Origin of the sequence: Kriegella aquimaris (assembly GCF_900103215.1) — a bacterium.
Classification (GTDB): Bacteria; Bacteroidota; Bacteroidia; order Flavobacteriales; family Flavobacteriaceae; genus Kriegella; species Kriegella aquimaris.
Genome location: NZ_FNGV01000011.1, coordinates 68,110 through 93,992 on the forward strand (window position 1 = coordinate 68,110; position 25,883 = coordinate 93,992).

Genomic DNA, 25,883 nt, shown 5'->3' on the forward strand with positions numbered 1-25,883 from the left:
CTAAAATGAAACATATAAGAACGTTCGGGCATAAAAAATTATATATCGATGGTCAGCTTGTCGATGCTTCAAACGGTAAAACATTCGGTGTAATTTCCCCGGCTCATGAAACCGCGATTGCGACAATTGCTTGGGCCGGCATGGACGATACCGAAAGAGCATTGAAATCTGCTCAAAAGGGATTCGAATCGTGGTCCGCAATGCCAATGGTAGAGCGATTGGATTGGATCGATAAACTTCGTAACAAAATTATTGAAAATGGTGACTTGTTACGAGAAAGTATCATGTATGAAATGGGTAAGACTTGGGAAGGCTCCGAGGAAGACCTCACCAGTATAACCAATTCCCTGAAATACTATTCCGAGGAGATTCAGAAACGGAAAGATATTCCTATTAAAGATAAGGAAGGTAGTCATGAACATCGCATGGTCTCCCAGCCTTTGGGAGTTGCGGTAGCCTTTTTGGCCTATAACTTTCCACTTTTGAATTTGGGTTTCAAACTGGGGCCGGCCCTGGCTGCTGGTTGTAGTATTATTTTAAAACCATCCGAATTTTCGCCATTGTCGGCTTATATTGTTGGCGAACTCTGTGCGGAAATTAACTTCCCTAAAGGTGTGGTCACCGTTATTTGTGGTGATGTCACGGAAGTGGGTATTCCGCTCTGCGAAAGTAAAATTCCGAGGTTGATTACCATGATCGGGTCAACCGAAACGGCTCAAAAACTCATTGCGCAGAGTGCACGTACTTCCATAAAAAGATATAGTATGGAGTGTGGGGGTAATGCTCCGTTCATAGTATGCCAAGATGCCGATATGGAACTTGCGATAAACATCGGTGCCGCTTTGAAAATTGGTAATTCAGGTCAAATTTGTGTGGCCCCGAATCGTTTTTTTATACACGAATCGGTAATCAACGAATTTACCGAGGGCTTAAAGAAAAAGTTCGAAAATGCCAAAATAGGCTTTGGTAGGGAAAACAAACCTGATATGGGACCTCTAGCTAATGCTAACTCGGTAGCCAAAGTGCAAAGTATCGTTCAAGAGGCAATAAAACAAGGGGGTGCACTGATTTACGGAGGAAAACCTTTCGATACAACAGGGTATTATTTTGAGCCAACAATCATTCTATTGGCCAATAATAATTCAGAAATCTTGCAGCATGAAATATTCGGTCCCGTGGCGCTAATCACATCCTTTAAAACAAAGGAAGAGGTTATTGAACTGGCCAATAATACAGATGCCGGTTTGGCCTCTTATGTCTTTTCGAAAGATAAGGACATCTTAAACTTTTTTGCTGAAAAGTTGGAGTTTGGCGAGGTGCAACTGAACGGTGTAAAGTATGATATTTACCTTCCTCATGGCGGTGTCAAGAATAGTGGAATAGGGGTAGACTGCTCAACTTATGCGCTTGATGATTATCTTGTGAAGAAAAGGATAACTAAAGCATTATAGAGTTTATGAATGTACCAGAAATATTTATAAGTTGTGATTGGGGCACTTCCAATTTTAGGCTCCATTTGGTCGATACAAATTCCTTGAATGTCTTGGCGGAACACAAGACCGATATGGGAATCAAAAAACGATTTCAAGACTTCAAGATGCAAAATGAAGTATCTCAAGAGGTATTTTTCGCAGAATATCTAAAAGAACAGATTAGTGCACTCAATTATGCTAAAGGCAATAACCTAGTCGTGGTTGCCTCGGGAATGTTGTCTTCTTCCATAGGAATGCGAGAGTTGCCTTATGCGAAAATGCCCATTGCCTTTAGCGGTAAGGATTTGATTAGTACATCGATTCACAGGGATAATGGACCAAAAATAATACTTGTTTCGGGTGTGAGAACAGAAACGGATGTCATGCGCGGTGAAGAAATCCAAGCCATGGGATTGGCCAATCACCTTCCTAAAGAAGACCGTGGTATTTTATTACTGCCAGGTACCCACAGCAAGCATATAACTTTTGAGAAAGGCCGTTTTGAAGATTTTACCACTTATATGACAGGCGAACTTTTTGAAATTATAAGCAAGACCAGCATTTTGGCGGCTTCGTTGAATCAAGTAGACTGGAAATCATCTTTTCAACCTGCGTTCTTGGAGGGAGTGAAGAAAGGAATTTCCAACCAACAAATGGCTTCATTGTTCGCTATTAGGGCAAGTAGTCTGATTAGCGATACAGCGCCGGAGCAAAACTATTTTTTCTTGTCAGGACTCTTGATCGGAGGGGAGTTGGCCAACCTGAAGGATAAAAATGAAACTGTATATCTGGCAGCATCTGGTATATATAATGTACTGTACGAGTTGGCTTTACTTTCTTTTTTGCCTAAGAAACGAGTGGTATGTTTCGAAACGCAAATAATAGAGAAAGCATTATTGATAGGACAAAGAAAAATACTGGAGAGCTATGGCTGATCGATTGTTTTCATGGGAAAAATTTTATAAAAATCCGATTGTTGGCATTCTAAGGGGGTTGACGACTGAACAGGTATTTGAAATTATTCCCATCTACCTTAAGAGTGGTTTTTTTACGGTTGAGATAACGATGAATTCGCCGGAAGTCTCCCATACTATTGCCAAATTGGTAAAAGATTTTCCAACATTAAATGTCGGTGCAGGTACGATTTGTAACATGCAAGACTTAGAGGTCGCTTTAAAGGCAGGATCTCAGTTTATCGTCACTCCGATTATCGATGAGGAGGTGATCAAATACTGTGTCACAAACAATATTCCGGTTTTTCCAGGCGGATATACCCCAACAGAAATCTATAAAGCATGGTCTTTGGGGGCTTCGGCGGTAAAAATATTTCCGGCTACACAACTGGGGGTACAATTTATAAAAGACGTTTCCGCCCCTTTAAATAAAATCAAATTATTGCCAACGGGTGGTGTATCCCAAAAAAACATCAAATCGTTTTTTGAAGCAGGAGTCGTTGGTGTGGGTATGGGCAGTTCCCTTTTCGACAAGAAATTGATCGGTGCAAAAAATTTTGAAAACCTCGGGAAACATTTTGAAAAAATTCGTGACGAAATAGGGATGTTTTAAAAACACCTTAAGTAATTGCGTGGGCAAATTGATGTAGAACAAACCATAATAATATATCGGCAAAATGAAAATTAAAATACAAAGAATAAAAACTATCAGTCTACTTTTAGTAGTCGTTTTGTTTTCGGGATCAAATGGTTTTGCCCTGACTCACAATGATATTGAAAAGAATAAAACTCTGGAATCGGCTGTTTTAGAAAATGAGGTGCTTAAGGTATCGGTTGATGTTAAAAGCGGTTGTTTTACCGTTATTGAAAAAAAATCAGGACAGGTTTGGGGAAGCGACCCATGGGAGAACGCTGCAGGGCTTCTCACAATATCCGATACGAAGGGTAAAAAGCAAACCGTTAATCTTTCAAAAAGTAAGAAGATAGAGGTCACGCGCCTGAATGAATACACAGTGTCGATAAAATTTATAAATCCGATTATGGGCGACGGATCTGAGGCGAAAGGAATAATAATTGTTTCCGAAATAAGGTTAGATAAAAATGCCCCGAAACTCGATGTTCAGGTCGTCGAACATAGCGCGGGAAATTATAGTCTTTTCGATCTGCGTTATCCGTCTAGACAATTCAGCCTAAAGACTGATGAAGATAAAGGGGCTGCTGTTATCCCCCAGAAACAGGGAGTTATTTGTCCATCTTATATTTTTCCCATGAACGGAGGACGATTTTGTAAATGGGACGATGCCACATATAACAACAAATCGGTGGGGGCCTTGCCGTTGTTCAATAATGGAACGGGAATGTCAATGCCCTGGTGGGGAACTTATAATGAGAAATCGGCTGTAGTTGGCGTCGTAGATGAATCGGCAAGACCAGAAATGATGTATAATATTAATAATAATGGTCAATACCTTTTCAATTCAAAAGGCGAGATGTCAACTTTTCAACGTATCGTTTTTTTAGACCCTGTCTGGAAATTGGACAGTGAAAAGGGCAAAATGGAAATCAGCTACCATTTTATTCCCGGTGGTGATTATGTCGACATGGCGAAAATTTATAAAAAGGAAGCTGTCAAGCGAGGTTATTTTGTAACCTTGAATGATAAGGCGAAACGGAACCCCAATGTAAACAAATTACCGGGAGCCATTTATATGGGTGTTTATGGAGGGTATCCCCATTATGTAAATATGCCGGGCATGGCTTTCACTTTTGATGAGTTGAAAGAGATGATCCGTGTAACCCATGATGAGTTAAAGGTAGAGAATGCTTTTTTCCATGCGTGGGGTACTTTTTCAAATTTCGTACCGCATGACTGGCCAATCAGCACAGAACTCGGTGGTACGGAAAAACTGAAAGCGGCCGTTGATTTGGCCAAGAAATTTGGCTATCTGTATTCTTCGTACCATGCCTATTCTCCTATGCTGGAAAACGATCCCGATTTTACTACAGATCTAATGCAAAGGGATGAAGAAGGAAAATTAATGAATACAGGAAGTCGATGGGCCCGTGTAGACCCCAAATTTCAACTGGGTCTCGCTCAAGAGAACCTTGAGAAAGAAATTGCCGCTCTCGGTCTAGAGGCCGACATTACCGACATCACCTTTGCTGCTTACCGTGAAGATGGGAAAGAAGGGCGGTTGGCCTTGGCCAAATATATTGATTCATTGAATCTCGTGAATGGCACCGAGCACGGTCAACAACAGTGGATTCCTTATTTTGATATGTTCGAGGGTATGACCTATCTTGAAGACCACCCACTATCACAAATTTCACACAGGGCGCCTTTGTTCAGTTTGGTATTCCACGATGCAATTGCAACGTTTGGTAAAATTCAAGACCCAGACAATGAGATCACAATTAATGGCGATTTCAGAAAGAAAGCCTTGCGTAGTATGCTTTTCGGAAGGGGAACAACCATATTCTTTGCACCTTACGAGTTTAATGGCATGCGACCGATGATTAAAATGGCCAATGAATTGGTGAGTCCTGTTCATAGGGAAACGTTCTTTTCAGAACTGAAAAGCCATGAATACCTCAGTGCTGACTTTAAAGTACAGCGAAGCAAATTTTCAAGCGGTACCGAAGTAATAGCAAACTTAGGTCCCGTAGCACAGAAGATTGAAGGAGGTGTGTCTATCCCCGGTTACGGCTATCGAATCACCATGAAAGATGGTAAAGTCAAGAGCGGTCACTTTGAAGTGGGACTATCTGTTGATTGAGAAAACCAAATCTTTGTGTAGAATGATAGTGCCTAAGTTGATCTTACAAATAAACATCTTGTTGAAAATAGTTTTTCTAAAATGCATAAAGGATAAAATAGTGTAATCAGTAGGTAAAATCAACTAACTTGATAAACGCAGTTTTGATTTTATTTGTTCGACCAAATTTTAATTTAATGCACAGTATCATGATTTTCAAAGTGATGGTCCTCATTGAATTAAAAAAGAGGTTTACGATAATACATCTTAGAAAGCAGAGGGAAATGAAAAAGTTAGCAGTTGTTTTTAGCAGCTTCATAGTAGTTGTGGGTTGCACCGATAAATCGAAAAGTACAGTTGAAGAAGTCAAAATAGAGAACAAGAATACCGAAATAGTTATGATCAAAGACAACGCTCGGGGCATTATCAACAATACCAACAGCCCACATGTGAAACTGAAAAGTATCGATATAGGAGATTGCCAATGGACGGAAGGCTTTTGGGCCGACAAATGGAGAACTGCCGAGAAAGTAATGCTTCCTTATATGGGTACATTGTTGAAAGGTGATACGGGCCATGGGTACAACAACTTCAAAATTGCCGCCGGATTGAAAGAAGGCGAACATAAAGGCTTTTGGTGGCACGATGGTGATTTCTATAAATGGATGGAGGCTAGTATGTACATCTATGCCGTTAATAAAGACGAGAAAATAGTTGAGGAAATGGATGAAATTATTGAGGTCATCGGCAAAGCTCAACAAGCAGATGGTTATCTCTCTACGCCGATTATCATCCGCGATGATATCGAACCGTTTTCCAATAGAAAATATCATGAATTGTACAATAGTGGTCACTTGATGACCAGTGCATGTATTCATCACCGTGTGACCGGTAAAAACAATTTCCTTGAAATCGCCATCAAGCATGCCGATTATCTGTACAAGTTGTTTTCGCCCAAACCAGATCATTTGAAACGATTCGGGTTTAACCAGACGCAGATTATGGGCTTGGTAGAATTGTATCGCACCACTCAAGACAAGAAATATTTAGAATTAGCAGAGCAGTTTATTAACATGCGCGGCACCTATAAAATTGAAGACGATGATACTACTGTTGGATACCCTATTGGTGATATGGTGCAAGAGCGGGTTCCTTTTCGTGAAGAAACCGAGGCTGTGGGTCATGCCGTGCTGGCCTTATATTACTATGCTGGGGCTGCCGATGTCTATGCCGAAACCGGTGAAAAAGCATTGATCGAATCGCTTGATCGACTCTGGGAAAATGTAACGGATAAAAAAATGTATGTCACTGGTGCCGTTGGCCAAACCCATTATGGCAGATCGTCTCGTTTAGATAAAATAGAGGAAGGGTTTATCGATGAATATATGATGCCTAATATGACGGCCTATAATGAGACCTGCGCAAACATCTGTAATTCCATGTTCAATTACCGAATGTTGACCCTTAGCGGTGATTCGAATCATGGTGATATAATGGAATTGGTGCTTCATAATAGTGGGCTTTCGGGTATTAGTATTGAAGGTAAAGATTATTACTACTCAAATCCCTTACGTAAGATAGACGGGGCCCTGGACTACGACAATATGAATGTGGAATTTGCGGAACGTCAGCCTTATTTAGAATGTTTTTGTTGCCCCCCCAACTTGGTGCGCACCATTGCAAAATCGCCGGGTTGGGCGTATAGCAAATCGCAAAATGGTATCGCTGTAAATTTATATGGAGGTAATAAATTGGAGACCACTTTGCTAGATGGCACTAGAATTAAGCTTACTCAGCAAAGTAATTATCCTTGGGACGGCGCGGTCAAAATAACCATTGATGAAAGCAAATCGGACCCTTTTGAGATGCTTTTAAGAATTCCGGCTTGGGCGAAAGGAAGTAAGCTGAGCGTGAATGGTAAGGCCATTGAGGCTGTAACTCCCGGAAGCTTTGCGAAAATAGAACGTAACTGGGTTGCAGGAGATGTAATTTCTTTGGATATGCCTATGGAAGTAAAATTCATAGAAGGGCATCCGAGAATCGAGGAGATCAGAAACCAGGTAGCGATAAAGAGAGGACCGGTAGTATACTGTATGGAATCTGCAGATCTTCCCAAAGGAACTAAAATCACCGATGTTTATGTATCCGGAAGCAATGATCTAAAACCAGAATATCACCAAGATGTTTTGGGTGGTGTTACCACTATCAAGACCGATATAATGATTCGAAAAGATATGTTAGATGGTATGTACAACGAAGTGAGCAAACCCAAAATGGTTTCTTACACCACATCGCTTGTACCTTATTTTACATGGAGTAACCGTGGACAGGGGGAAATGTCAGTTTTCTTGCCCGTAATTTGGAACTAAACGATATTTAACCAAAACCTACCTAAAAGCAATGTACCATGAGTTCATATAAAAAAAATGCATTTTCATATGCAACTATCGTTGCTATGGGCGGTTTCGTCTTTGGAATTGATGCCGCTTTGATTTCTGGTACGGTAAATTTTATTTCCGAAGAGTTTTCACTGACCGACTTAGAATTGGGAACAGTCGTGGGAGCTCCGGCCTATGGAGTGTTGTTGGCTCTACTTTTTGTCGGTTACGCCTGTAATGCCTACGGTCGTAAAAAGGCTTTACAAATATCAGCGGCACTTTATGTTATATCTGCTTTGGGCTCTGCCTTCGCAACTTCCTATTGGACATTGGTTGCGGCCCGTTTTTTAGGAGGATTGGCATTTAGTTCCATCTCGATGGCTTCAATGTATATTGGCGAAATTGCGCCTCCTAAGTGGCGAGGGAAATTAGTCTCAATGATTCAAATCAATATTGTTGTCGGTTTATCGGCGGCCTATTTTCTCAACTATCTTATTTTGAACCTGGCCGGTTCACAAGCTGCATGGGTAGTGGCCTTGGGAATCGATGAAAATACTTGGAGGTGGATGCTTGGTTCTGAAGTGCTATTTGCGATAATATGGTTCATATTCCTATTTTTTATTCCGAGAAGTCCGGCATGGTTGGTCTTTAAAGGAAGAATAGAGGAGGCAAAAAATGCCCTACGAAAAGTGATTCCAGAAGCCGAGGTACCTGAGCAAATTGTAGAAATGCAGCGAAGTTTGGAAAAATCAGATTCAGACCGTTCTACAATTGCACAATTGAAGAAAATTTTCAGTAAACCCATGCGAGTAACTATGATAATAGCTATGACCATAGCTATTGCCCAACAGGCTACAGGAATTAACGCCATATTGTTTTATGCGCCAACAGTTTTTGAACAATTAGGTATGGGAACCGATGCCGCTTTTGCACAAGCCATATGGATAGGGGTCGTAAGTGTTGTTTTTACCATTCTGGGCCTGCTCTTGGTAGATAAGATTGGTCGTAGACCTATGATTATTGGTGGAATGCTGTGGATAATTATAAGTTTGGGTATCTGTTTTTACGGATTTAAGACCGCCAGTTATACGATTACAAAAGATGCTATTCACGAGATGACCGAGATAGATGATTCCGGGCGGCTAAGTGGGCTAGTCGGAATAGAATATGGGTCGGATATTGAATTTAAAAAAGCTCTTATCGAAACTTTGGGTGAAGATGATGCCAGAACCTATTCTAGCCTATTACTACAAAAGGCAGTAGATATTAACGCAATGTTGATTCTTATTGGAATATTGAGTTTTATAGCAGCATTTCAATTTTCGGTAGGCCCGGTAATGTGGGTGCTCTTTTCTGAGATATTTACTATTTCGATTCGGGGTATTGCTATTCCCTTTTTTACGCTGGTAACAAGTGTAACCAGTTCGTTGGTACAGACATTCTTTCCTTGGCAATTGGCAACCATGGGTATCAGTGCCACCTTGATGTTTTATGCAGTCGCAGTGGCTATCGGTTTGGTGATACTCTTCATCTATTTGAAAGAAACTAAAAACATGACCATTGAAGAGGTGCAATTGGCGTTGGCGTCGAAATAAAAATGAGGTAGCCCTACTCTTTAAATACTTGAAATAACTATGAAAAATCTTGTTCTCGTTTTCTCTACTTTGTTTTTTCTCTTATCCTGTCAAGAGAAAAAGGAAGAAATGATGGTTGCGAAAAGGCCGAACATCCTTTTTCTTGCCATTGACGATCTTCGTGCTGAATTGGGTGTCTACGGTTCTGATATTGCCATTACGCCAAATATGGATGCGCTTGCGAGTGATGGTCTGCTGTTTAATAATGCCTATTGCCAACAAGCCATTTGCAGTCCATCACGAGCTAGTTTAATGACGGGGGCAAGACCAGAGTCTATTCAGGTAATTGAGAATTACACTTATTTTCGAGAACAAAATCCAGACATTGTAACATTGCCTCAACATTTTTGGGCAAATGGCTACGAAACGGTGTACACTGGTAAAATATACCATAACCGTAAGTTTGGTGATGGTGAACTTTCCTGGAGCAGAAATCCGGTCGAGACCGATAATCCAAAAGTTCAATTTGGATTTAAGCTTCCAGAAAACCAGAGAATGCAAGAGGAGAATGCTGCCGCCATGGTGGCAAAGTATGGAGAAAATGCATTGAGAAATGGGTTGGGAAAAGGACCCGCCTATGAGTTTGCCGATTTTCCGGATAATGAATACGAAGACGGACATAATACCGATTTGGCGATTGCTACCATGAAAGATATGCTGGAAAAAAATCCGGAGAAACCATTCTTTCTAGGGCTAGGAATGAAAAAACCGCACTTAGATTGGATAGCTCCCAAAAAGTATTGGGACTTGTACGATGAAGAGAAAATACAGCTGGCGACACAGGAAGAAGCACCGAAAGATGGTGCTACGATGGGCCTGCATGCTTCCTTTGAATTACGGGCAAGGGCAAACATTCCAAAAAAAGGAGCAATCGATAAAGAACTCGCACGCAATTTGAAACATGCTTATCTCGCATGTGTAAGTTATGTAGATGCCCAAATTGGGCGTATGCTTTCAGCTCTAGACGAAGCCGGAGTTCGCGATAATACCATTATTATACTTTGGAGCGATCACGGTTGGCATCTCGGCGATATGGGAATTTGGGGGAAGGCCACCAATTACGAAATTGCGACTCGGGTTCCGCTGATTATTTGGACACCCGATATGGCTAAGGAAAATCGCGGAAAAACTACCGATGCCCTGGTAGAGTTGGTTGATATGTATCCGACGCTATGTGATTTGGCGAATATTCCATTGCCGGTACATCTTGAAGGACAAAGTTTCGCCCCTTTACTTTCTGACCCAGACCAAGGTTGGAAAAAGGCTGTTTTTAGCCAATTTCCAACGCCGGCGTTGCGCGAATGGGCGGCCAACCCACTGTCTAAAGGTATGCGAGAAACGTCGTTCGGCCCTTTAATTGAAGAAGTGGAAGGGCGTATCAAGACGCAACAAGGAGACAAATGGAATCGAGATCTGTTCGAAAACCGTCTAATGGGTTATGCCATGCGAACCGACACCTATCGATTTATCGTATGGAAAGATTATACAAAACCCCAAGTAGAACCTGTCTTTTTCGAATTGTATGACCATCAAAACGACCCGACGGAGACGGTGAATATTGCAAAGGCGAATCCAGAGATTGTCAAACAACTCTTAGAACAATTTAATAAAGGATGGAAGGGCAATCTGGCAACAGTATCAGAATAGATAGTATCCATTTTAATTCCATTTTAAAACATGAATTATGAAAAATCCATTCAATAAAATCAAATTGCTTTTTTTTGCGGGTGTACTGTTCATTTTCCAATCGGGCAATGCCCAGCAAGAGCGGCCCAACATTTTATTTGTTTTATGCGACGACTTAGGTTATTCCGATGTTGGCTTTAACGGATCTACCGATATTGTTACTCCCGCGATGGATAAATTGGCACAAAACGGAACAATTTTCACATCCGCCTACGTAGCCCATCCCTTCTGCGGGCCAAGCCGTTCCGCTTTGCTGACAGGGAGGTATCCACATCTTACGGGCACGGCTTATAATCTATTCCATAATAGTAGTGAAGATGATAATGATAATATGGGAGTTCCCGTTGAGGAAATCTTTATGTCGAAGTTGTTGCAAGAAGCGGGGTATTATACAAGTGCCATTGGTAAGTGGCATCTTGGAGCAGCACCTAAATATCATCCAAACAAAAGAGGATTCGATGATTTTTACGGATTTCTCGGAGGAGGACATGACTATTTTCCGGAAAAATATCAGGAGGAATATGAGCAACAGCTAAAGGCAGGGAATGAAAATATTCGTGATTATTTGCATCCTTTGGAGCATAATGGAAAACCGGTACAAGAAACCGAATATTTAACGGACGCTTTTTCTAGAGAGGCGATTCGGAACATCAAAACCGCTTCGAAAAAAAACAGCCCCTTCTTTATTTATTTAGCTTATAATGCGCCTCATGTTCCCTTACAGGCAAAAGACGAAGACCTTCAAAAGTTTGCCGAGATCAAAGATAATGATAGAAGAACCTATGCGGCTATGGTCTATGCCGTTGATCGGGGTATCGGAAAGATTGTAGAAACACTAAAGGAAACCAAACAGTTTGATAATACGCTAATCGTTTTCTTAAGTGATAATGGGGGCAATACCGATCATGGCGCCAATAATTATCCGCTGAAAGGAACCAAAGGAGATACTTGGGAAGGGGGCTATCGCTCACCGATGTTCTTCCATTGGCCTAAGAAAATTATACAAGGAGAACGATTCGATTTTCCTGTATCATCTTTGGATCTATATCCCACTTTCGTTCAAATTGCTAGAGGTACTGTGCCAAAAAGTAAAAAATTGGATGGAAAAAATATCTTGGATGATGTATTGACCGGTTCGGAACCTTACAAGAACGAAATGATCTATGCGTTGCGCTATCGCGAAGGATATTGCGATGTTGGTGGGCGCAAAGGCGATTGGAAAATAACCCGAATGGGGAATGAACCTTGGGGACTCTTTAATATTACGAACGATTTGGGCGAAAAGAAAAATTTAGGCGGCAGGTATCCTGAACGTCTTAAACAAATGGTTGCAGAAACCGAGGAATGGACAAAGAGCTTTGTTCGCCCCTTATGGTACTACTCCGTTAAGGATCAAGAATTATGGAACGACGGCCGCATGCCGCAGTACGACGAAACTTTTGAAATCGACAAATTAGTTCGCAGTCCGTACGAGAAATAGTTTCTGATGTCCCTTTACGGTAAAAGCTTGTCTGGGAAATGAATGAAAAAAATCGAATTTTTGTTAATTGAGTGTAGTAGGGTCTTTTATTTAATATGAGGCCCTATTACTTTTTTGAAAGCTGGGGTGTTTTCTAGAATTCCACCGATTTATCCCTAATCGAAGACTCCCTGACATTAAGCACTCCGTTCAATAATACGGTTTCCGGTTGGTCGCTTCCCTCATTGATAAGCTTTAAGAGTAGCTCCGCTGTCTTTTTTCCCATTTCATAGGTGGGCTGAAATATACTGCTCAACTGTGGTGTAATCAATTCGGCCATGCGTGTCTCGGTGTGCCCCATTATAGCAACATCTTCGGGGACTCTTAGACCATTGCTTTTCAGTTTTTTAATAACACCCATGGCTACTTGGTCATTAAAACAGAAAATAGCGTCGGGCATATCCCGATTGTAAATAAGGTCTTCTATGACTTCCATACCGTTTTTTGCGAACAAACCGGCCTCAATTATTTTAAAGTTGTCCTTCGAAATTTTATGCTTCGCCATGGCCTTTTTAAATCCTTTGGTTCTTTCCGTTGAAACACACAAAAATTTGGGTCCTGAGAGATGATATATTTTTTTATAGCCCTGTCTGATAAGGTGTTCGGTTGCGAAGAATCCCCATTTCTCGTTATCCAAAAGCACCTTTGATGCAGGCAAGTTCTTTTCTACACGACTCATGAACACGATAGGATATCCATTTTGATACTGTTTCAAATAGAAATCCATATTATTACTTTTCAATGTAGGTGCTATAATTAATCCATCGACCATGCTGTTTATCAATGTTTTGACATTTCTTAGCTCTTGATCCGTATTCTCATCGGATTGCATGATGAGTACCTGAAATTTATGGGCCATAAAAACTTCTTGTATACCGATAATTATTTCAGAATAATATTCATTGATAAACTCCGGTACGACCACACCAATATTGAAAGTTTTGTTTTGACTTAATTTTTGAGCAATAGGGTTAGGGTGATAGCCCATTTCCTCGGCAGTCTTCAATATAAGTTCCTTCGTTTCTTTCTTAATGTCGTACTTATCATTGAAGGCTCGAGAAATCGATGATATCGAAACATTCAATCGCTTGGCTACATCTTTTATGGTTACATGTTTCATTTAGTAAGTTTTGATGCCGTAATGATTTTTGATGATAGTGTATTCAATTTCCGAAAACATTGAAAGTTATTTTTTGAAGATAATGAAATCTCGTTCAATATCAGATAGGATCTAGTTTATCAGTCAGGCGGATTTTTATTAAAACTATTTTATAACAATGTAGAAAATGTGTTGGAGGCTATGATATTGTTGGAACCTATTAAATAGATACGTTTTGTGAAATTGATAATTCTAGTTGGTAATTATTAATAATTTCTTTTTCGGAAACGTTTCCGAAAATTTAAAACGTTTCCGAAAGCGTTTCCGTAAAATTTTACATTTCATTTTAATTGCTCATTGCATAATGAACGTATTTTTCAGCGATTAACTAAAAAATAACCAACTCATAACCAATTGATAATCTATGAAAAATAAGCATTTACTATTGATGATTTTTCTAGGCTTTAGCGCGATGCTATGGTCACAGGAAAAGACGGTTACCGGAACGGTAACTGATTCGGAAAACGTGCCGCTGCCAGGGGTAAACGTTATCGAAGTAGGAACAACGAACGGTACACAGACCGATTTTGACGGAAATTTTTCGATTACCGTAACGCAGGGAGCTGCCCTGCAATTTTCGTATGTAGGTATGGTTTCCCAGACCGTTGCGGTCGGTACCCAAACCACGATTGATTTAACGCTATTGGAAGATGCGGCCCAACTTGATGAGGTTGTTGTCGTGGGCTACGGCGTTCAAAAAGCCGTAAACCTTACTGGATCGGTTGAAACGGTTAAGGCAGAGGAAATCACAAGGCAACCAGTCGCACAGACATCCCAAGCCCTTGCAGGCCTTGTTCCCGGGCTCACGGCAACACAGAGTAGTGGACAGCCTGGTAGTGACGGGGCGACCATACGCATTCGTGGTATAGGGACCTTGGGAAATGGCAACAAAAATAATCCGCTAATATTGGTTGATGGAATACCAGATGATATTAATGGTGTCGATCCGAGCGATATTGAATCCATATCGGTACTAAAAGATGCCTCTGCGGCGGCAATTTATGGATCTCGAGCATCGAACGGTGTAATATTGATTACGACCAAAAGAGGAAAAGAGGGTAAACTCTCAACGACATATAGCACCTATACAGGAATTCAGAGTATCTCCCAGAATTTAAAGTTTCTTGACGCCGTAGGCTTTATGGAAGCTTTTAACTCAGCAGAACCGGGCGCTTTCGATCAAGCCACTATCGATGCTTATAAATCAGGAGTTAACGTTGGCACAGAAGTAAGACCTGATACGGATTGGGTAGACTTGTTGTTCTCTCAAGCAGGTATTCAGCAGTATCACAACTTGGCTGTACGAGGAGGTTCTGAAAAAGCAAAAATTTCTACTTCCATTTCGTATATGGATCAAGATGGAAATATTCCGAACTTTAGCTTCAAGAGGTATAGTGGGCGTTTCAATGCAGATTTGAAATTGGGAGAAAAAATAGACTTGGCCTTTGACCTGAATTTTAGACGGGAAAAACAATTGGCTCCAGGAGGTTTAAATGATATCACAAGAGCGGCCTATAGACTTCAACCGTTATTCAATGCATATAACGATGACGGTTCATGGGGCGCCGGTTTTAGTGGGGGTAACCCTGTGGCTCTCGTGAATTCAGGTAGTTTATATGATGAAACCACAAATTATTTTAGAGGATTGCTCAAAGCAACCTATAGACCTTTTAAAGATTTGTCTATAGCTGTAACTTATGCGCCGCAATATGTCGATCGTGATAGGGACAATTTTGATGCCACTTGGCAGTATAAAGAGAATTCATCTGCTTCACCCCAAGTTCCTGCGGGAAGGTTCAATAAATTGTTTAAGCAAACGTATACCTCTTTTCAAGACAACTTTAACGCTATAATAAATTATAACAAATCGTTTGATGACCATTCCGTTTCAGCTTTGGTCGGTTACGAATTCTTAAAATTCAATTCCGAAATCTGGTCAGCAGAACGAAGAGGTTTTGTGTTAGAGGAATTTAGGGGACTCGATAATGGCGATGCCGATACGCAACTCAATTCAGGAAGTTCTACTTTAAACGGCTTGGAATCTGTTTTTGGAAGAGTCAATTATTCCTATAAAAATAAATACTTATTGGAAGCCAACGTTCGTCGCGATGCATCTTCACGTTTTGCCCCGGGTTTCCGATCGGCAACCTTTCCTTCCTTTTCTTTGGGGTGGCGTGTTTCCGAAGAGGGTTGGTTTCCCGAAGATGCTTTTGTTTCCAATCTTAAATTTAGGGCTTCCTGGGGGCAATTGGGCAATCAGTTCATTTTCGACAATAGTGGAAATCCAGTCAATTTTGCCTATACTTCCCTTTTTGGTCTAGGTAATGCCAACCCGACTATTGGGGGCGTACCCATCGTTGGTGGGGCTCAATCTGTTTTGTCCAATCCGAATTTAAGATGGGAAACCGGTGAAACCTCGAATATAGCCATGGATGCAGGTTTTTTTCATGGTAAAATGTCATTGACGGCTGAATATTATGTCAGAAAAACAAAAGATATTCTTTTGGGGGTCACCATTCCAACTTCTATCGGTTTCGATGCTCCCGTACAAAATGCAGGTCAGGTAGAGAACACCGGTTACGATATCTCATTGGGCTGGCAAGATATGATCGGTGAGAACTTTAGGTATGGTTTTAATGCAAACTATTCCGATTTTGTTAACGAAATTACAGATTTGGGAGGATTGGATGAACTTCCTCCCGGAAATACCATAAACCGTGTAGGCGAAGAAATAGGTGCTATCTACGGACTGAAGGTAGAAGGGTTATATCAAGAAAGTGACTTTAACGATGACGGATCTTTAATTGCCGGTTTACCCGTTCCCCAATTCGGGGCGGTTCAGGCCGGAGATATTAAATATGAAGACTTTAATGACAACGGTGAAATCAACAACGATGACCGTACTATAATCGGTAGTAATTTGGCCACCAAGAACTGGGGCTTTGATGTTTTTGCTGAATACAAGGGTTTAGATCTTTCCGTCTCGGTACTGGGATCGGAAGGCAGGGATGTTGTATTGCAAGGAGATGCAGGTTACGCTTTTTTCAATGCAGGTAAAATTCAAGAATGGCAGGCCGATTATTGGACTCCACAGAATACCGGTGCCCAATACCCTCGTCTAACACCGGGTAGTTCACACCCGAACTGGCGTACTAGCGAAACATGGATGTTCGATACTTCGTATGTGAGATTGAGAAATGTGACCTTGGGGTATAATCTACCAAAAGATTTTGTTGAGAAAATAGGAATCGCCAATTCCCGTGTCTATTTATCTGGGCAGAATTTAGTGACTTGGGACGATATGCCCGACGGTATCGATCCGTTGATTCCTAATTTTTCCGCAGGAGCATTTTATCCAGTTACCAAAGTATATTCCTTGGGCCTAAGCATAACCTTTTAATTCGTAAAACTTGTTCAACATGAAAACTATAAAATATATAATTGCATTGGGTATGGGTCTTATGCTGATGACGGCCTGCGAAGATACCGTCTTGAATTTGGAGGACCCCGGAAGCCCTACAGATGCTACCTTTTTTCAAACCGAGGCTCAATTAGAGGTCGCATTGGCCGGAGCCTATCAGAGTTTAAACTATGTAAGTTCGGTGCCTTTTCCGCAAATTTTAGACCATGCCACCGACTATGCCTTCAATAGGGGCAACGTTGCTGGTACGGTCGATGCTACCACCGGGGGGTTGACCTCTACTGGAAATCTTAACAATGGCTTTTGGTCTAGATTTTATACAGGTGTGCAACGTACAAATAACCTTTTGACGAATATGGGAAAGGCCGAAGCTGTCGCAGATTCCCAACGTTTCAATCAGATTCGTGGCGAAGCTTTATTCCTAAGGGCTTTTTTCTACAGCTATTTGATAGAACTTTTCGGAGATGTACCTTTTCACACCGAGGTAACGACCACTTTAGAAGACTTGGGGATAGCCAAAACGCCCAAGGCTGAAATCGTAGCAAGCCTTGTAAGCGACTTAGAAGAAGCGGCCGATTTGTTGCCTGCGGTTCAACCCAGTAGCGGAAGAGGTAGGGCATCGGCGAATGCCGCAAACGCCCTGATTGCTCGAATTGCTTTATATAATAGTGACTATGCTATAGCGGAAAGTGCAGCATTAAAGGTAATGAACGCTGACCAAGCACCGAGCTTATTTCCTGATTATGAAGCCTTGTTCACCGATGCTGGTGTGGGTTCGTCAGAAGTACTTTTAGATATGTCTTATACGAATGGTACCCAAACCCACGGGTTATCGCAAAGACAAGGAACCCGTTTTGGTGGGTGGTGTCAGTATGTACCGGCCCAACAAACGGTAGATAGTTATGAAACTATCAATGGCCTTCCTATCGACGAGGACCCTGCTTATGATCCTGCGAACCCTTTTGAAAATAGAGATCCAAGGTTAAAAGCATCTATTGTAATTCCTGGAGAGGTGTGGACAGGTCATGTTATTCAGCAACATAGTGATAGTATTGCCACATGGAGGGTCGAGAACGGAGTTAATGTTGAGCGGGTTTTCAACGTGAATGCGGCCAATCCGGCCGGTAGGGAAATCGTAGACCCTGTTGATGGCGCCCAATATGTGACCGGAGGGTCGAACCGATTTACTTCCTTCACGGGTTATTTTTGGAAAAAATTCTCCGATGAACCGTTTTTAATGGGAGAAGGTAGTCCTTTAGAATCTGAACAACCCATATACTTAATACGTTTTGCAGAGGTACTCTTGAATTATGCAGAAGCTAAAATAGAGGCAGGAACAATCGATGCCAGCGTGTTGGATGCCATCAATCAAGTGCGTGAGCGAGCCTATAATGGAAGTGGAATTTCATATCCCGAAGTAACGACGACCGATCAGGCCGAATTAAGAACAATTATAAGAAGGGAACGAAAAGTTGAACTGGCTGATGAAGGTTTGAGATTGTTTGATATCAGAAGATGGGGTATCGCCGAAAAAGTGATGAATACCACTTTATTGGGCGGGCCCGCAAATGGATTCAGTAAGATTGGTGGTGAGATGGGTTTTGTACCCGCCATTGACCAAGATGGTTTCATTGATTATTCTGGTGCGCCGTCCCAACCAAGGGTAGAATTGGGCAATTTAGATTTTAGGGAACTTGAAGTTCGGGTTTTTAATGCCAATCGAGATTACTTATGGCCTATACCACAAGCCGAAATTGATGCGACCGATGGTGTCGTAACACAAAATTCAGGTTATTAAAGAGTGTTGTTTGAGTTAGTTGTTGATATAGGGGGTGGGCAACCGCCTCCTATTCTATAAAAAATAACATTCAAATTTTGAGCACTAAAGATTGTAACCTAATTCGTATTTTTTGAGAATGAAAAGAGATAAAGTCATGACCGTGATGAATAGAATCGTAATATCCATTTTTACATTTTTCCTTGTAAATATTGTAGGGGCCCAAGATATTTTATTGGAAGCTGAAAGTTTCGATAATCCAGGAGGTTGGGTCGTGGATCCGCAGTTCGTTGAACAGATGGGATCCCCCTACCTCATGGCCCATGGTATGGGAGAAACCGTGCAAAACGCGACCACCCAAGTAAGTTTTGAAAAATCTGGACAGTACCATATTTGGGTTCGTACCATGAATTGGGCTCCAGGTGAATGGGATGCACCTGGTCGGTTCAACCTAAAGGTAGACGATACGATGTTAGAGAAAGCCTTGGGTCTGCGTTCGGGCTGGGGCTGGGAATATGTGGGAGAAACCAAAATCGGAAAAAATAAAAGTGCACATATTGAACTTGTCGATCTGACAGGTTTTAATGGTCGGTGCGATGCCATTTATTTTTCCACTTCTGATAAAGAACCTCCGTCATCAGCGAAGAAGTTGGCAGAATGGCGAAAAACGGTTACGGCAGAGTCCAATGCCCCGGAAGAAATCAAAAACTACGACTTAGTGATTGTCGGGGGAGGTATAGCCGGTTGTGCCGCGGCCATTGCCAGTGCCGAACAGGGTCTGAAAATCGCCCTTGTACATGACCGCCCGTTGCTGGGCGGTAATGCCAGTAGTGAAATCAGGGTGCATACGGAGGGTATCTATGGAAACTTTGAGCGGATACTAAGGATGCTCGATACGGAGCATTACCCGAATGGGCATGTTGAAGCGGAAATCGATCAAGAAAAAAGAGACAAGAACGTTAAGAGCTACGAGAATATTGATTTATTCTTGAATTGGAGGGCCTATGATGCCAAAGCGGAAAATAATACGATACAATATGTAGATGCTAGACATACTTCAGATGGGAAGCGTATTCGTTTTACCGCACCTCGCTTTGTAGATTCGACAGGTGATGGGTGGATCGGTTTCTGGGCCGGTGCAGAATTCTCATACGGGCGTGAGAGTGTGGACACCTATGACGAAGCCTGGGAGAAACACGGGGAACTATGGAGCCCGAAGGAAGCAGATAATGCCGTAATGGGGTCTTCGGTATTGTGGGGATCAAAAGAAATGGAGACTGATCAAGATTTTTCTGAAGTGCCTTGGGCGATGCCCGTGGCAAAGAGCTATAAAGAAGTGAAAGGAGAATGGCAGTGGGAGTTTAGTCGTAACGATTTGAACCAAATAGAAGATGCCGAAGAAATACGGGATCACATGTTGCGGGCAATCTACGGGTCGTTTAGTAATGCAAAAAAAGAACCTGAAAATGCAAAGCGTAAATTGGAATGGGTTTCGTATTTGGTGGGCAAACGGGAATCAAGAAGGTTGGTCGGTGATCATATATTTACCTTTAAGGATGCGGTTAATGAAATTAAGTTTCCAGATGCCGTAGTAGTTGAGAAGAGAGCCATTGATGTGCATTATCAAACAGTTTTGGAAGATGAGAACAATCCTGATTTTATATCCGAGGCCTTATTCTATAAAGGTATTCAGTATTACATTCCGTATCGAAGCCTATATTCGAAAAATATCAGTAATCTTTTTATGGCCGGACGTAATTTTAGTTGCTCACATATCGGTCTTGGAGGGCCCCGTGTAATGCGCACTACGGGTCAAATGGGGGCTGCAGTAGGTTTTGCGGCTTCACTATGTGAAAAGTACGATGTTGATCCCAGAGACATTTATACAGGGTATTTGCCAGAATATTTAGAACTTATAGAATCTCAGAAATATAGGAAAATACCAGAATCGAAAAAATGAGGTATAGGTTGTTGAACTTATTTCTGTTCGTGCTATGGTACGGAAATGCGCAGTTTGCATTGACCGATATTGGCGGAGCAGTGCTGCAAGAAAATGGTCTAGACCGACAGCCGGAATTTTTTAATATGCCATGGGAATACGGAACTAAGCTTGTAAAAAAGGAAACTTCAATGTTTATAGAAGTAGATTCCATAGGCAAACAGAACATCGGGCTTTTAGTCGACCAGCGCGAACGACCCATATTATATGTCTCTGATATTGAAACACCCGTATGCGCCGACGGCGATTGCAAGTTGATGAACATCCGTTTATATTGGACTCTTTTGGGTGACTATGCTGGTTTTGACCGTGATTCAAAGCTGCCCTTGACCAAAAATGACCATGATGAATTTTCAATGGCCGATTATCTAAAGTTGCATCTATTACTTACCGATGCCAACTCCATTCTGAAACAGAGGAAAATAGATGAGTTGATAGAAAAACCAAAACCTTCGGAAGGTAATGGACCTGATGCGCTTTCTGGGGCTACGATCAAAGAGGTTAAGGAAACGGTTGTTTCCGGAGCGTTATATTCCTGTTATGTTGCCTGGCATTTGGTACACGGCCAATTAAATGCCAAACTCAGGGAATATACTTCGAGTCAAGTTACCGATGAAACGGTCTTTCAGATGTTGCATAGCGCTAATAGCAATTATCAAATGTTCGCGCTTGGAAGATTCGATGAAGCAAACTATAAAGAGCATTATGCTAGAATCGCCAATATATTTGAGACGGGTATTCCCATGGTCCGTGGTTTTATTTGTAAGAACTTGCCCGAAAAATTTTGGAAAACCCCGAAATTGCAAAACCTGTTTTGGAATGCGTTTGCTGATGTTGATATCAATACACGCAGTCTTTTATTGGAACATTTGAATTCCGCTTCGACGGAGACTTTGGAGCGTATCTCTACCCATCTCGGAGTAATGACAAAAAACCAGCTGAAAATTTTTCTGGAACAAATAGGGGAGAATGGATTGGTAGAACCTATTAGAAAGAACCTGGTTGTTTTTGCCAATGATGAAAAACAGACCTACGGCTATATAGTAAATCAATTTTTAGAGGAATACGAATTATAGGTTACCGCAAATGCGATACGTAAAAAATACCAAATGAGTACTATTGATATTGGAGTTATACTGGCTTTTACATTGCTCGTTTTTGTATGCGGACTGAGCTTTGCGAAGTCGGGTAAAAACATGAAGTCGTTTTTTGCTGCAGGTGGTGCATTGCCCTGGTGGATGAGCGGGCTTTCTTTGTTTATGAGTTTTTTCTCGGCCGGAACCTTTGTAGTTTGGGGATCTATCGCCTATACCAGCGGTTGGGTAGCGATAACCATACAAACAACAATGTGCATTGCCGGGTTCATCATCGGCTTTATTATCGCCCCAAAATGGCAAAAGACAAAAGCGCTAACTGCGGCGGAATTCATTACAGATCGCCTTGGCTATAAGACCCAAAAAACGTATACCTATCTTTTTTTAATCATTTCGATTTTTACTACAGGATCATTTTTATACCCGGTCGCTAAAATCGTTGAGGTTTCGGCAGGAATACCAATTTCTACAAGTATTATTGTGCTGGGTATTTTAATATTAATCTATACGGCCGTTGGCGGTCTTTGGGCCGTAATCGTCACCGATGTACTCCAATTTGTTGTCTTGACTGCCGCGGTGTTAATTGTCGTTCCGCTTTCGCTTGAAAAAATAGGGGGACTGGATAATTTTATTGCAAAAGCTCCGGAAAGCTTCTTTTCCTTGGTCAACGAAGAATATTCTTGGGGCTTTATGGTAGCCTTCGGACTATACAATCTTTTCTTTATTGCCGGTAACTGGGCTTATGTTCAGCGTTACACTAGTGTTGCCACTCCAAAAGAGGCCAAAAAAGTCGGGTTCCTTTTCGGTGGTCTCTATTTAATAAGTCCGATAATTTGGATGCTGCCTCCCATGATTTACCGCGTTCTTAATCCGGATTTGGGCGGTTTGGCCGATGAAGGGGCGTACTTGCTTATGTGTAAAGAAGTGTTGCCCATCGGAATGTTAGGGCTCATGCTCGGTGGGATGGTCTTTGCCACTTCAAGTTCGGTGAATACCACCTTGAATATTTCCGCGGGGGTTCTTGCCAATGATATATACAAGCATTTTCGACCTGAATCTACAGGTGATCATTTGGTGAAAGTCGGACGTTTGGCGACGATTATTCTGGGTGTTATAACTATTATGGTTGCGCTCTTGGTGCCTTTTATGGGTGGCATCGTAGAAGTCGTTATGAGTTTGGCCGCAATTACAGGGGGAGCCATGTTCCTACCCCCGATGTGGGCCTTGTTTTCAAAATATCAAACAGGTAAAAGTGTTCTGGTCGTTACCATTATTACTTTATTGATCAATGCTTTTTTCAAATTTATAGCACCGGGTTTATTAAACTTTTCTCTAAACCGTGAAGATGAAATGGGGCTTGGGGTGGCAATTCCCATAATAATGTTGACAGTTTTTGAATTTTATGCGCGTACTAAAAAAGCTGATATTTCACAATACACTACCTATATGAAATTGGTTGATAAAAAGGCATCCGAGCAAGTTGATGAAACTACCGAGGGCAATAAAAGGGGAGGTCGTGTCATTGGCATCGGGGTCTCATCAACCGGACTATTGATTCTTGGGCTATCTGCTATTGCGGAAACAGGAGTACTACTTGTTGCCTCAATGGGCTTCATCGTACTTGTTTTGGGTGTTGTGATTATTCTCAGGAATATTGAAAGGAAAGTAATTTAAATAAAAACATTAAAAGCCTGATAGGCGAAAGCTCATCGATTAAAATAGAATGTAATAACATATGATATTAGAAAAATACAGTTCTAAGAAAAGAGCAATAAAAACCATTACTTTAATAACTGACCTTGTCGTTATTGGCGGTGGTCTTTCAGGTGTTTGTGCCGCGATAACTGCAGCGCGATCTGGTCTTAAGGTAGCATTGCTGCAAGATCGTCCAGTTCTCGGGGGTAACGCATCCTCGGAAGTACGCCTTTGGAGTCTGGGGGCTACGTCTCACATGGGCAACAACAACCGTTGGAGCCGTGAAGGTGGATTGATCAATGAAATCTTATTGGAAAATTTAAAACGTAACAAAGAGGGCAATCCTTTGATTTTTGATACGGTTTTGCTCGAAAAAGTGTACGAGGAAAAAAACATTACGCTATTGTTAAATACGGCGGTCTATGAAGCGGAGAAGGGCGCAGATGAAAAAATAAAAAGTGTTACGGGTTTTTGTAGTCAAAATTCTACCAAATATATTGCAACGGCGCCCTTGTTTTGTGATGCCTCGGGAGATGGAATTGTAGCCTTTTTGGTTGGAGCTTCTTTTCGTATGGGAGCTGAGACTAGAGAAGAGTTTGATGAAGGGTTTGCTCCGAATATAGAGGATTACGGTAATTTGTTGGGTCACTCACTTTATTTTTATACGAAAGACTTGGGCAAACCGGTGTCGTATACGGCACCTTCGTTTGCAATAAAGAATGCCGAAGAGCTTCCGCGTATCAAAAATTACCAATTGGGCGACCATGGCTGTAAGTTATGGTGGGTAGAGCATGGAGGTCGATTAGATACCGTACATCAATCCGAAGATATAAAATTCGAGCTATGGAGGGTAGTGTATGGAATTTGGGATTATGTAAAGAACAGCGGTAAATTTCCGGAAGCGGAAAACCTTACTTTAGAGTGGGTAGGCACCATTCCCGGTAAACGTGAAAGTCGTCGTTTTGAAGGTGACTTCATGCTGTCTCAAAAAGATATTGTGGAGCAGCGTGATTATTATGATGCCGTTGCTTTTGGGGGTTGGGCTATGGATCTTCATCCGGCCGACGGTATTTATAGTGAACTGAATTCGTGCACACAATGGCATGGCAAAGGAGTATATTCAATTCCGTACCGATGCTACTATTCAAAAAACATCGACAACCTTTTTCTAGCGGGGCGAATCATTAGCGCGACACACGTAGCCTTTGGTTCTTCACGTGTGATGTTAACCTGCGCGCATGGGGCACAGGCCGTGGGAAAGGCAGCAGCTATTTGTATTGAAGAAGGTTTGATGCCCAGTGATATTGCATCCAAAGAAAAAATAGAAAAATTACAATTAGCCTTGAATAGGGATGGTCAAAGTATTCCACGATTGTCACTGGAAGATACTGATGACTTAGTTGCAAAAGCGCATATTGAAGCTAGCACTACACTAGAATTCAAAGGTTTTTCGCCTGTGGATGATTGGCAAACCCTAAAATTCGGCCTTGCACAAATGTTACCGCTCAAAGCGAATGAAACGTATAGTTTTGAATGTGAAGTAGATGCTTCGGAGGCTACTATTTTAGGGCTACAATTGAAAAGTAGTTCGGCCTGTACCCATTTTACTCCGGATATTATTGTTGACCAAAAGGAAATCAAACTCATACAAGGAAAGCAAAAAATCACTTTTACAACAACCAAAACGCAAATGCAAGACCACTATTCGTTCTTCTGTCTTATGAAAAACGAAAAGGTAAAAGTGCGTCTTTCAGATGAGCGCATAACGGGTTTAATGACTGTTGAAAATAAAATAAATAAAGCAGTTTCCAATTTCGGAAGACAGGACCCACCTTCGGATATCAATGTTGACAGTTTTGAATTCTGGACCCCTGAACGTCGCCCCAAAGGTAAAAATATTGCCCTACAGATGACAAAGGCCCTGCCTGTTTTTGGAGTGGATAATCTAAAAAACGGTAATGTACGGCCTAATTCAAATGGAAATACCAATGCTTGGGCGGCCAAAATTGAAGACAAAAAACCGAGGCTTGTCTTTAATTGGAAGGAGAAGGTTAACATTAAAACTATAACACTCTTTTTTGACTGTGACTATGACCATGCTTTGGAGACCACGCTTATGGGTCATCCGGAAGATAGCATACCCTTTGTGGTGGCAGACTACCAAGTAAAAGATGGGTCGGGCAATATTCTAAAGCAAGTAAAAGGTAATTACCAAGCCATAAATACAATTGAACTTGAAAAGGCTATCTCAACCGATAAACTCATATTTGAGTTTGTCAAAAAGGAAGCGCATATACCTGTTGCCGTTTTTAAAGTATCAGCTTACAACTAAATTCTATG

15 protein-coding genes are annotated in these 25,883 nt (G+C 41.5%); 14 read left to right on the forward strand and 1 reads right to left on the reverse strand.

The annotated features are described in order from the left end of the window. The first annotated feature begins 5 nt into the window (after nucleotides 1–5). From BLS33_RS18160 to BLS33_RS18195, 8 genes are all read left to right on the forward strand, one after another. Nucleotides 6–1,451: an aldehyde dehydrogenase family protein gene (locus BLS33_RS18160; protein WP_089892937.1), complete on the forward strand. Its 1,446-nt coding sequence runs from the start codon at nucleotides 6–8 to the stop codon at nucleotides 1,449–1,451. A 5-nt stretch (nucleotides 1,452–1,456) separates the two neighbouring features. Further along, entirely contained in the window at nucleotides 1,457–2,407 is a 951-nt protein-coding gene (locus BLS33_RS18165) for a 2-dehydro-3-deoxygalactonokinase (RefSeq protein ID WP_089892940.1), read from the forward strand. Then, complete coding sequence (locus tag BLS33_RS18170) at nucleotides 2,400–3,038, forward strand: bifunctional 4-hydroxy-2-oxoglutarate aldolase/2-dehydro-3-deoxy-phosphogluconate aldolase (protein WP_089892943.1); 639 nt, start codon at nucleotides 2,400–2,402, stop codon at nucleotides 3,036–3,038. The genes BLS33_RS18165 and BLS33_RS18170 overlap by 8 nt, the downstream gene beginning before the upstream one ends. A 64-nt stretch (nucleotides 3,039–3,102) precedes the next feature. Further along, on the forward strand, nucleotides 3,103–5,202 hold the full coding sequence (locus BLS33_RS18175; protein ID WP_143017641.1) for a DUF5696 domain-containing protein: 2,100 nt from the start codon (nucleotides 3,103–3,105) through the stop codon (nucleotides 5,200–5,202). Nucleotides 5,203–5,465: 263 nt separating this feature from the next. Next, nucleotides 5,466–7,550, forward strand: coding sequence for a glycoside hydrolase family 127 protein (locus tag BLS33_RS18180; RefSeq protein WP_317039871.1), 2,085 nt, complete (start codon nucleotides 5,466–5,468; stop codon nucleotides 7,548–7,550). A 38-nt stretch (nucleotides 7,551–7,588) separates the two neighbouring features. Beyond that, entirely contained in the window at nucleotides 7,589–9,154 is a 1,566-nt protein-coding gene (locus tag BLS33_RS18185) for a sugar porter family MFS transporter (RefSeq protein ID WP_089892946.1), read from the forward strand. Nucleotides 9,155–9,193: 39 nt separating this feature from the next. After that, complete coding sequence (locus tag BLS33_RS18190) at nucleotides 9,194–10,840, forward strand: sulfatase (protein ID WP_089892949.1); 1,647 nt, start codon at nucleotides 9,194–9,196, stop codon at nucleotides 10,838–10,840. A gap of 37 nt (nucleotides 10,841–10,877) precedes the next feature. Continuing rightward, the gene (locus BLS33_RS18195; protein WP_089892951.1) at nucleotides 10,878–12,359 is read left to right on the forward strand and encodes a sulfatase family protein; all 1,482 of its coding nucleotides are present in this window, start codon (nucleotides 10,878–10,880) and stop codon (nucleotides 12,357–12,359) included. A 133-nt stretch (nucleotides 12,360–12,492) separates the two neighbouring features. On the opposite strand, the gene BLS33_RS18200 is transcribed toward BLS33_RS18195, so the two are convergent. Further along, complete coding sequence (locus BLS33_RS18200) at nucleotides 12,493–13,518, reverse strand: LacI family DNA-binding transcriptional regulator (RefSeq protein ID WP_089892954.1); 1,026 nt, start codon at nucleotides 13,516–13,518, stop codon at nucleotides 12,493–12,495. Nucleotides 13,519–13,921: 403 nt separating this feature from the next. Between BLS33_RS18200 and BLS33_RS18205 the strand changes: the two genes are divergently transcribed. From BLS33_RS18205 to BLS33_RS18230, 6 genes are all read left to right on the forward strand, one after another. After that, nucleotides 13,922–16,957, forward strand: coding sequence for a SusC/RagA family TonB-linked outer membrane protein (locus BLS33_RS18205; RefSeq protein ID WP_089892957.1), 3,036 nt, complete (start codon nucleotides 13,922–13,924; stop codon nucleotides 16,955–16,957). Nucleotides 16,958–16,976: 19 nt separating this feature from the next. Continuing rightward, nucleotides 16,977–18,776 carry a RagB/SusD family nutrient uptake outer membrane protein gene (locus tag BLS33_RS18210; RefSeq protein ID WP_089892960.1) on the forward strand — a complete coding sequence of 600 codons (1,800 nt, stop codon included), beginning with the start codon at nucleotides 16,977–16,979 and terminating at the stop codon, nucleotides 18,774–18,776. Nucleotides 18,777–18,894: 118 nt separating this feature from the next. Continuing rightward, nucleotides 18,895–20,715 (forward strand): FAD-dependent oxidoreductase, encoded by a 1,821-nt coding sequence (locus BLS33_RS18215; protein ID WP_245731539.1) that lies wholly within the window; start codon nucleotides 18,895–18,897, stop codon nucleotides 20,713–20,715. Further along, nucleotides 20,712–21,830, forward strand: a complete 1,119-nt coding sequence (locus tag BLS33_RS18220) for a hypothetical protein (protein ID WP_089892964.1) — start codon at nucleotides 20,712–20,714, stop codon at nucleotides 21,828–21,830. Before BLS33_RS18215 ends, BLS33_RS18220 begins: the two co-directional genes overlap by 4 nt. Before the next feature lie 33 nt (nucleotides 21,831–21,863). Beyond that, entirely contained in the window at nucleotides 21,864–23,522 is a 1,659-nt protein-coding gene (locus tag BLS33_RS18225) for a sodium:solute symporter family protein (protein WP_089892966.1), read from the forward strand. 61 nt (nucleotides 23,523–23,583) lie between these two features. Next, complete coding sequence (locus BLS33_RS18230) at nucleotides 23,584–25,875, forward strand: FAD-dependent oxidoreductase (RefSeq protein WP_089892969.1); 2,292 nt, start codon at nucleotides 23,584–23,586, stop codon at nucleotides 25,873–25,875. Nucleotides 25,876–25,883 lie beyond the last annotated feature (8 nt).

Bases quoted from the DNA above. Each gene is read 5' to 3' on its own strand.
- BLS33_RS18160 (WP_089892937.1), top strand. From the start codon at position 6: ATGAAACATATAAGAACGTTCGGGCATAAAAAATTATATATCGATGGT.
- BLS33_RS18165 (WP_089892940.1), top strand. From the start codon at position 1,457: ATGAATGTACCAGAAATATTTATAAGTTGTGATTGGGGCACTTCCAAT.
- BLS33_RS18170 (WP_089892943.1), top strand. From the start codon at position 2,400: ATGGCTGATCGATTGTTTTCATGGGAAAAATTTTATAAAAATCCGATT.
- BLS33_RS18175 (WP_143017641.1), top strand. From the start codon at position 3,103: ATGAAAATTAAAATACAAAGAATAAAAACTATCAGTCTACTTTTAGTA.
- BLS33_RS18180 (WP_317039871.1), top strand. From the start codon at position 5,466: ATGAAAAAGTTAGCAGTTGTTTTTAGCAGCTTCATAGTAGTTGTGGGT.
- BLS33_RS18185 (WP_089892946.1), top strand. From the start codon at position 7,589: ATGAGTTCATATAAAAAAAATGCATTTTCATATGCAACTATCGTTGCT.
- BLS33_RS18190 (WP_089892949.1), top strand. From the start codon at position 9,194: ATGAAAAATCTTGTTCTCGTTTTCTCTACTTTGTTTTTTCTCTTATCC.
- BLS33_RS18195 (WP_089892951.1), top strand. From the start codon at position 10,878: ATGAAAAATCCATTCAATAAAATCAAATTGCTTTTTTTTGCGGGTGTA.
- BLS33_RS18200 (WP_089892954.1), bottom strand. From the start codon at position 13,518: ATGAAACATGTAACCATAAAAGATGTAGCCAAGCGATTGAATGTTTCG.
- BLS33_RS18205 (WP_089892957.1), top strand. From the start codon at position 13,922: ATGAAAAATAAGCATTTACTATTGATGATTTTTCTAGGCTTTAGCGCG.
- BLS33_RS18210 (WP_089892960.1), top strand. From the start codon at position 16,977: ATGAAAACTATAAAATATATAATTGCATTGGGTATGGGTCTTATGCTG.
- BLS33_RS18215 (WP_245731539.1), top strand. From the start codon at position 18,895: ATGAAAAGAGATAAAGTCATGACCGTGATGAATAGAATCGTAATATCC.
- BLS33_RS18220 (WP_089892964.1), top strand. From the start codon at position 20,712: ATGAGGTATAGGTTGTTGAACTTATTTCTGTTCGTGCTATGGTACGGA.
- BLS33_RS18225 (WP_089892966.1), top strand. From the start codon at position 21,864: ATGAGTACTATTGATATTGGAGTTATACTGGCTTTTACATTGCTCGTT.
- BLS33_RS18230 (WP_089892969.1), top strand. From the start codon at position 23,584: ATGATATTAGAAAAATACAGTTCTAAGAAAAGAGCAATAAAAACCATT.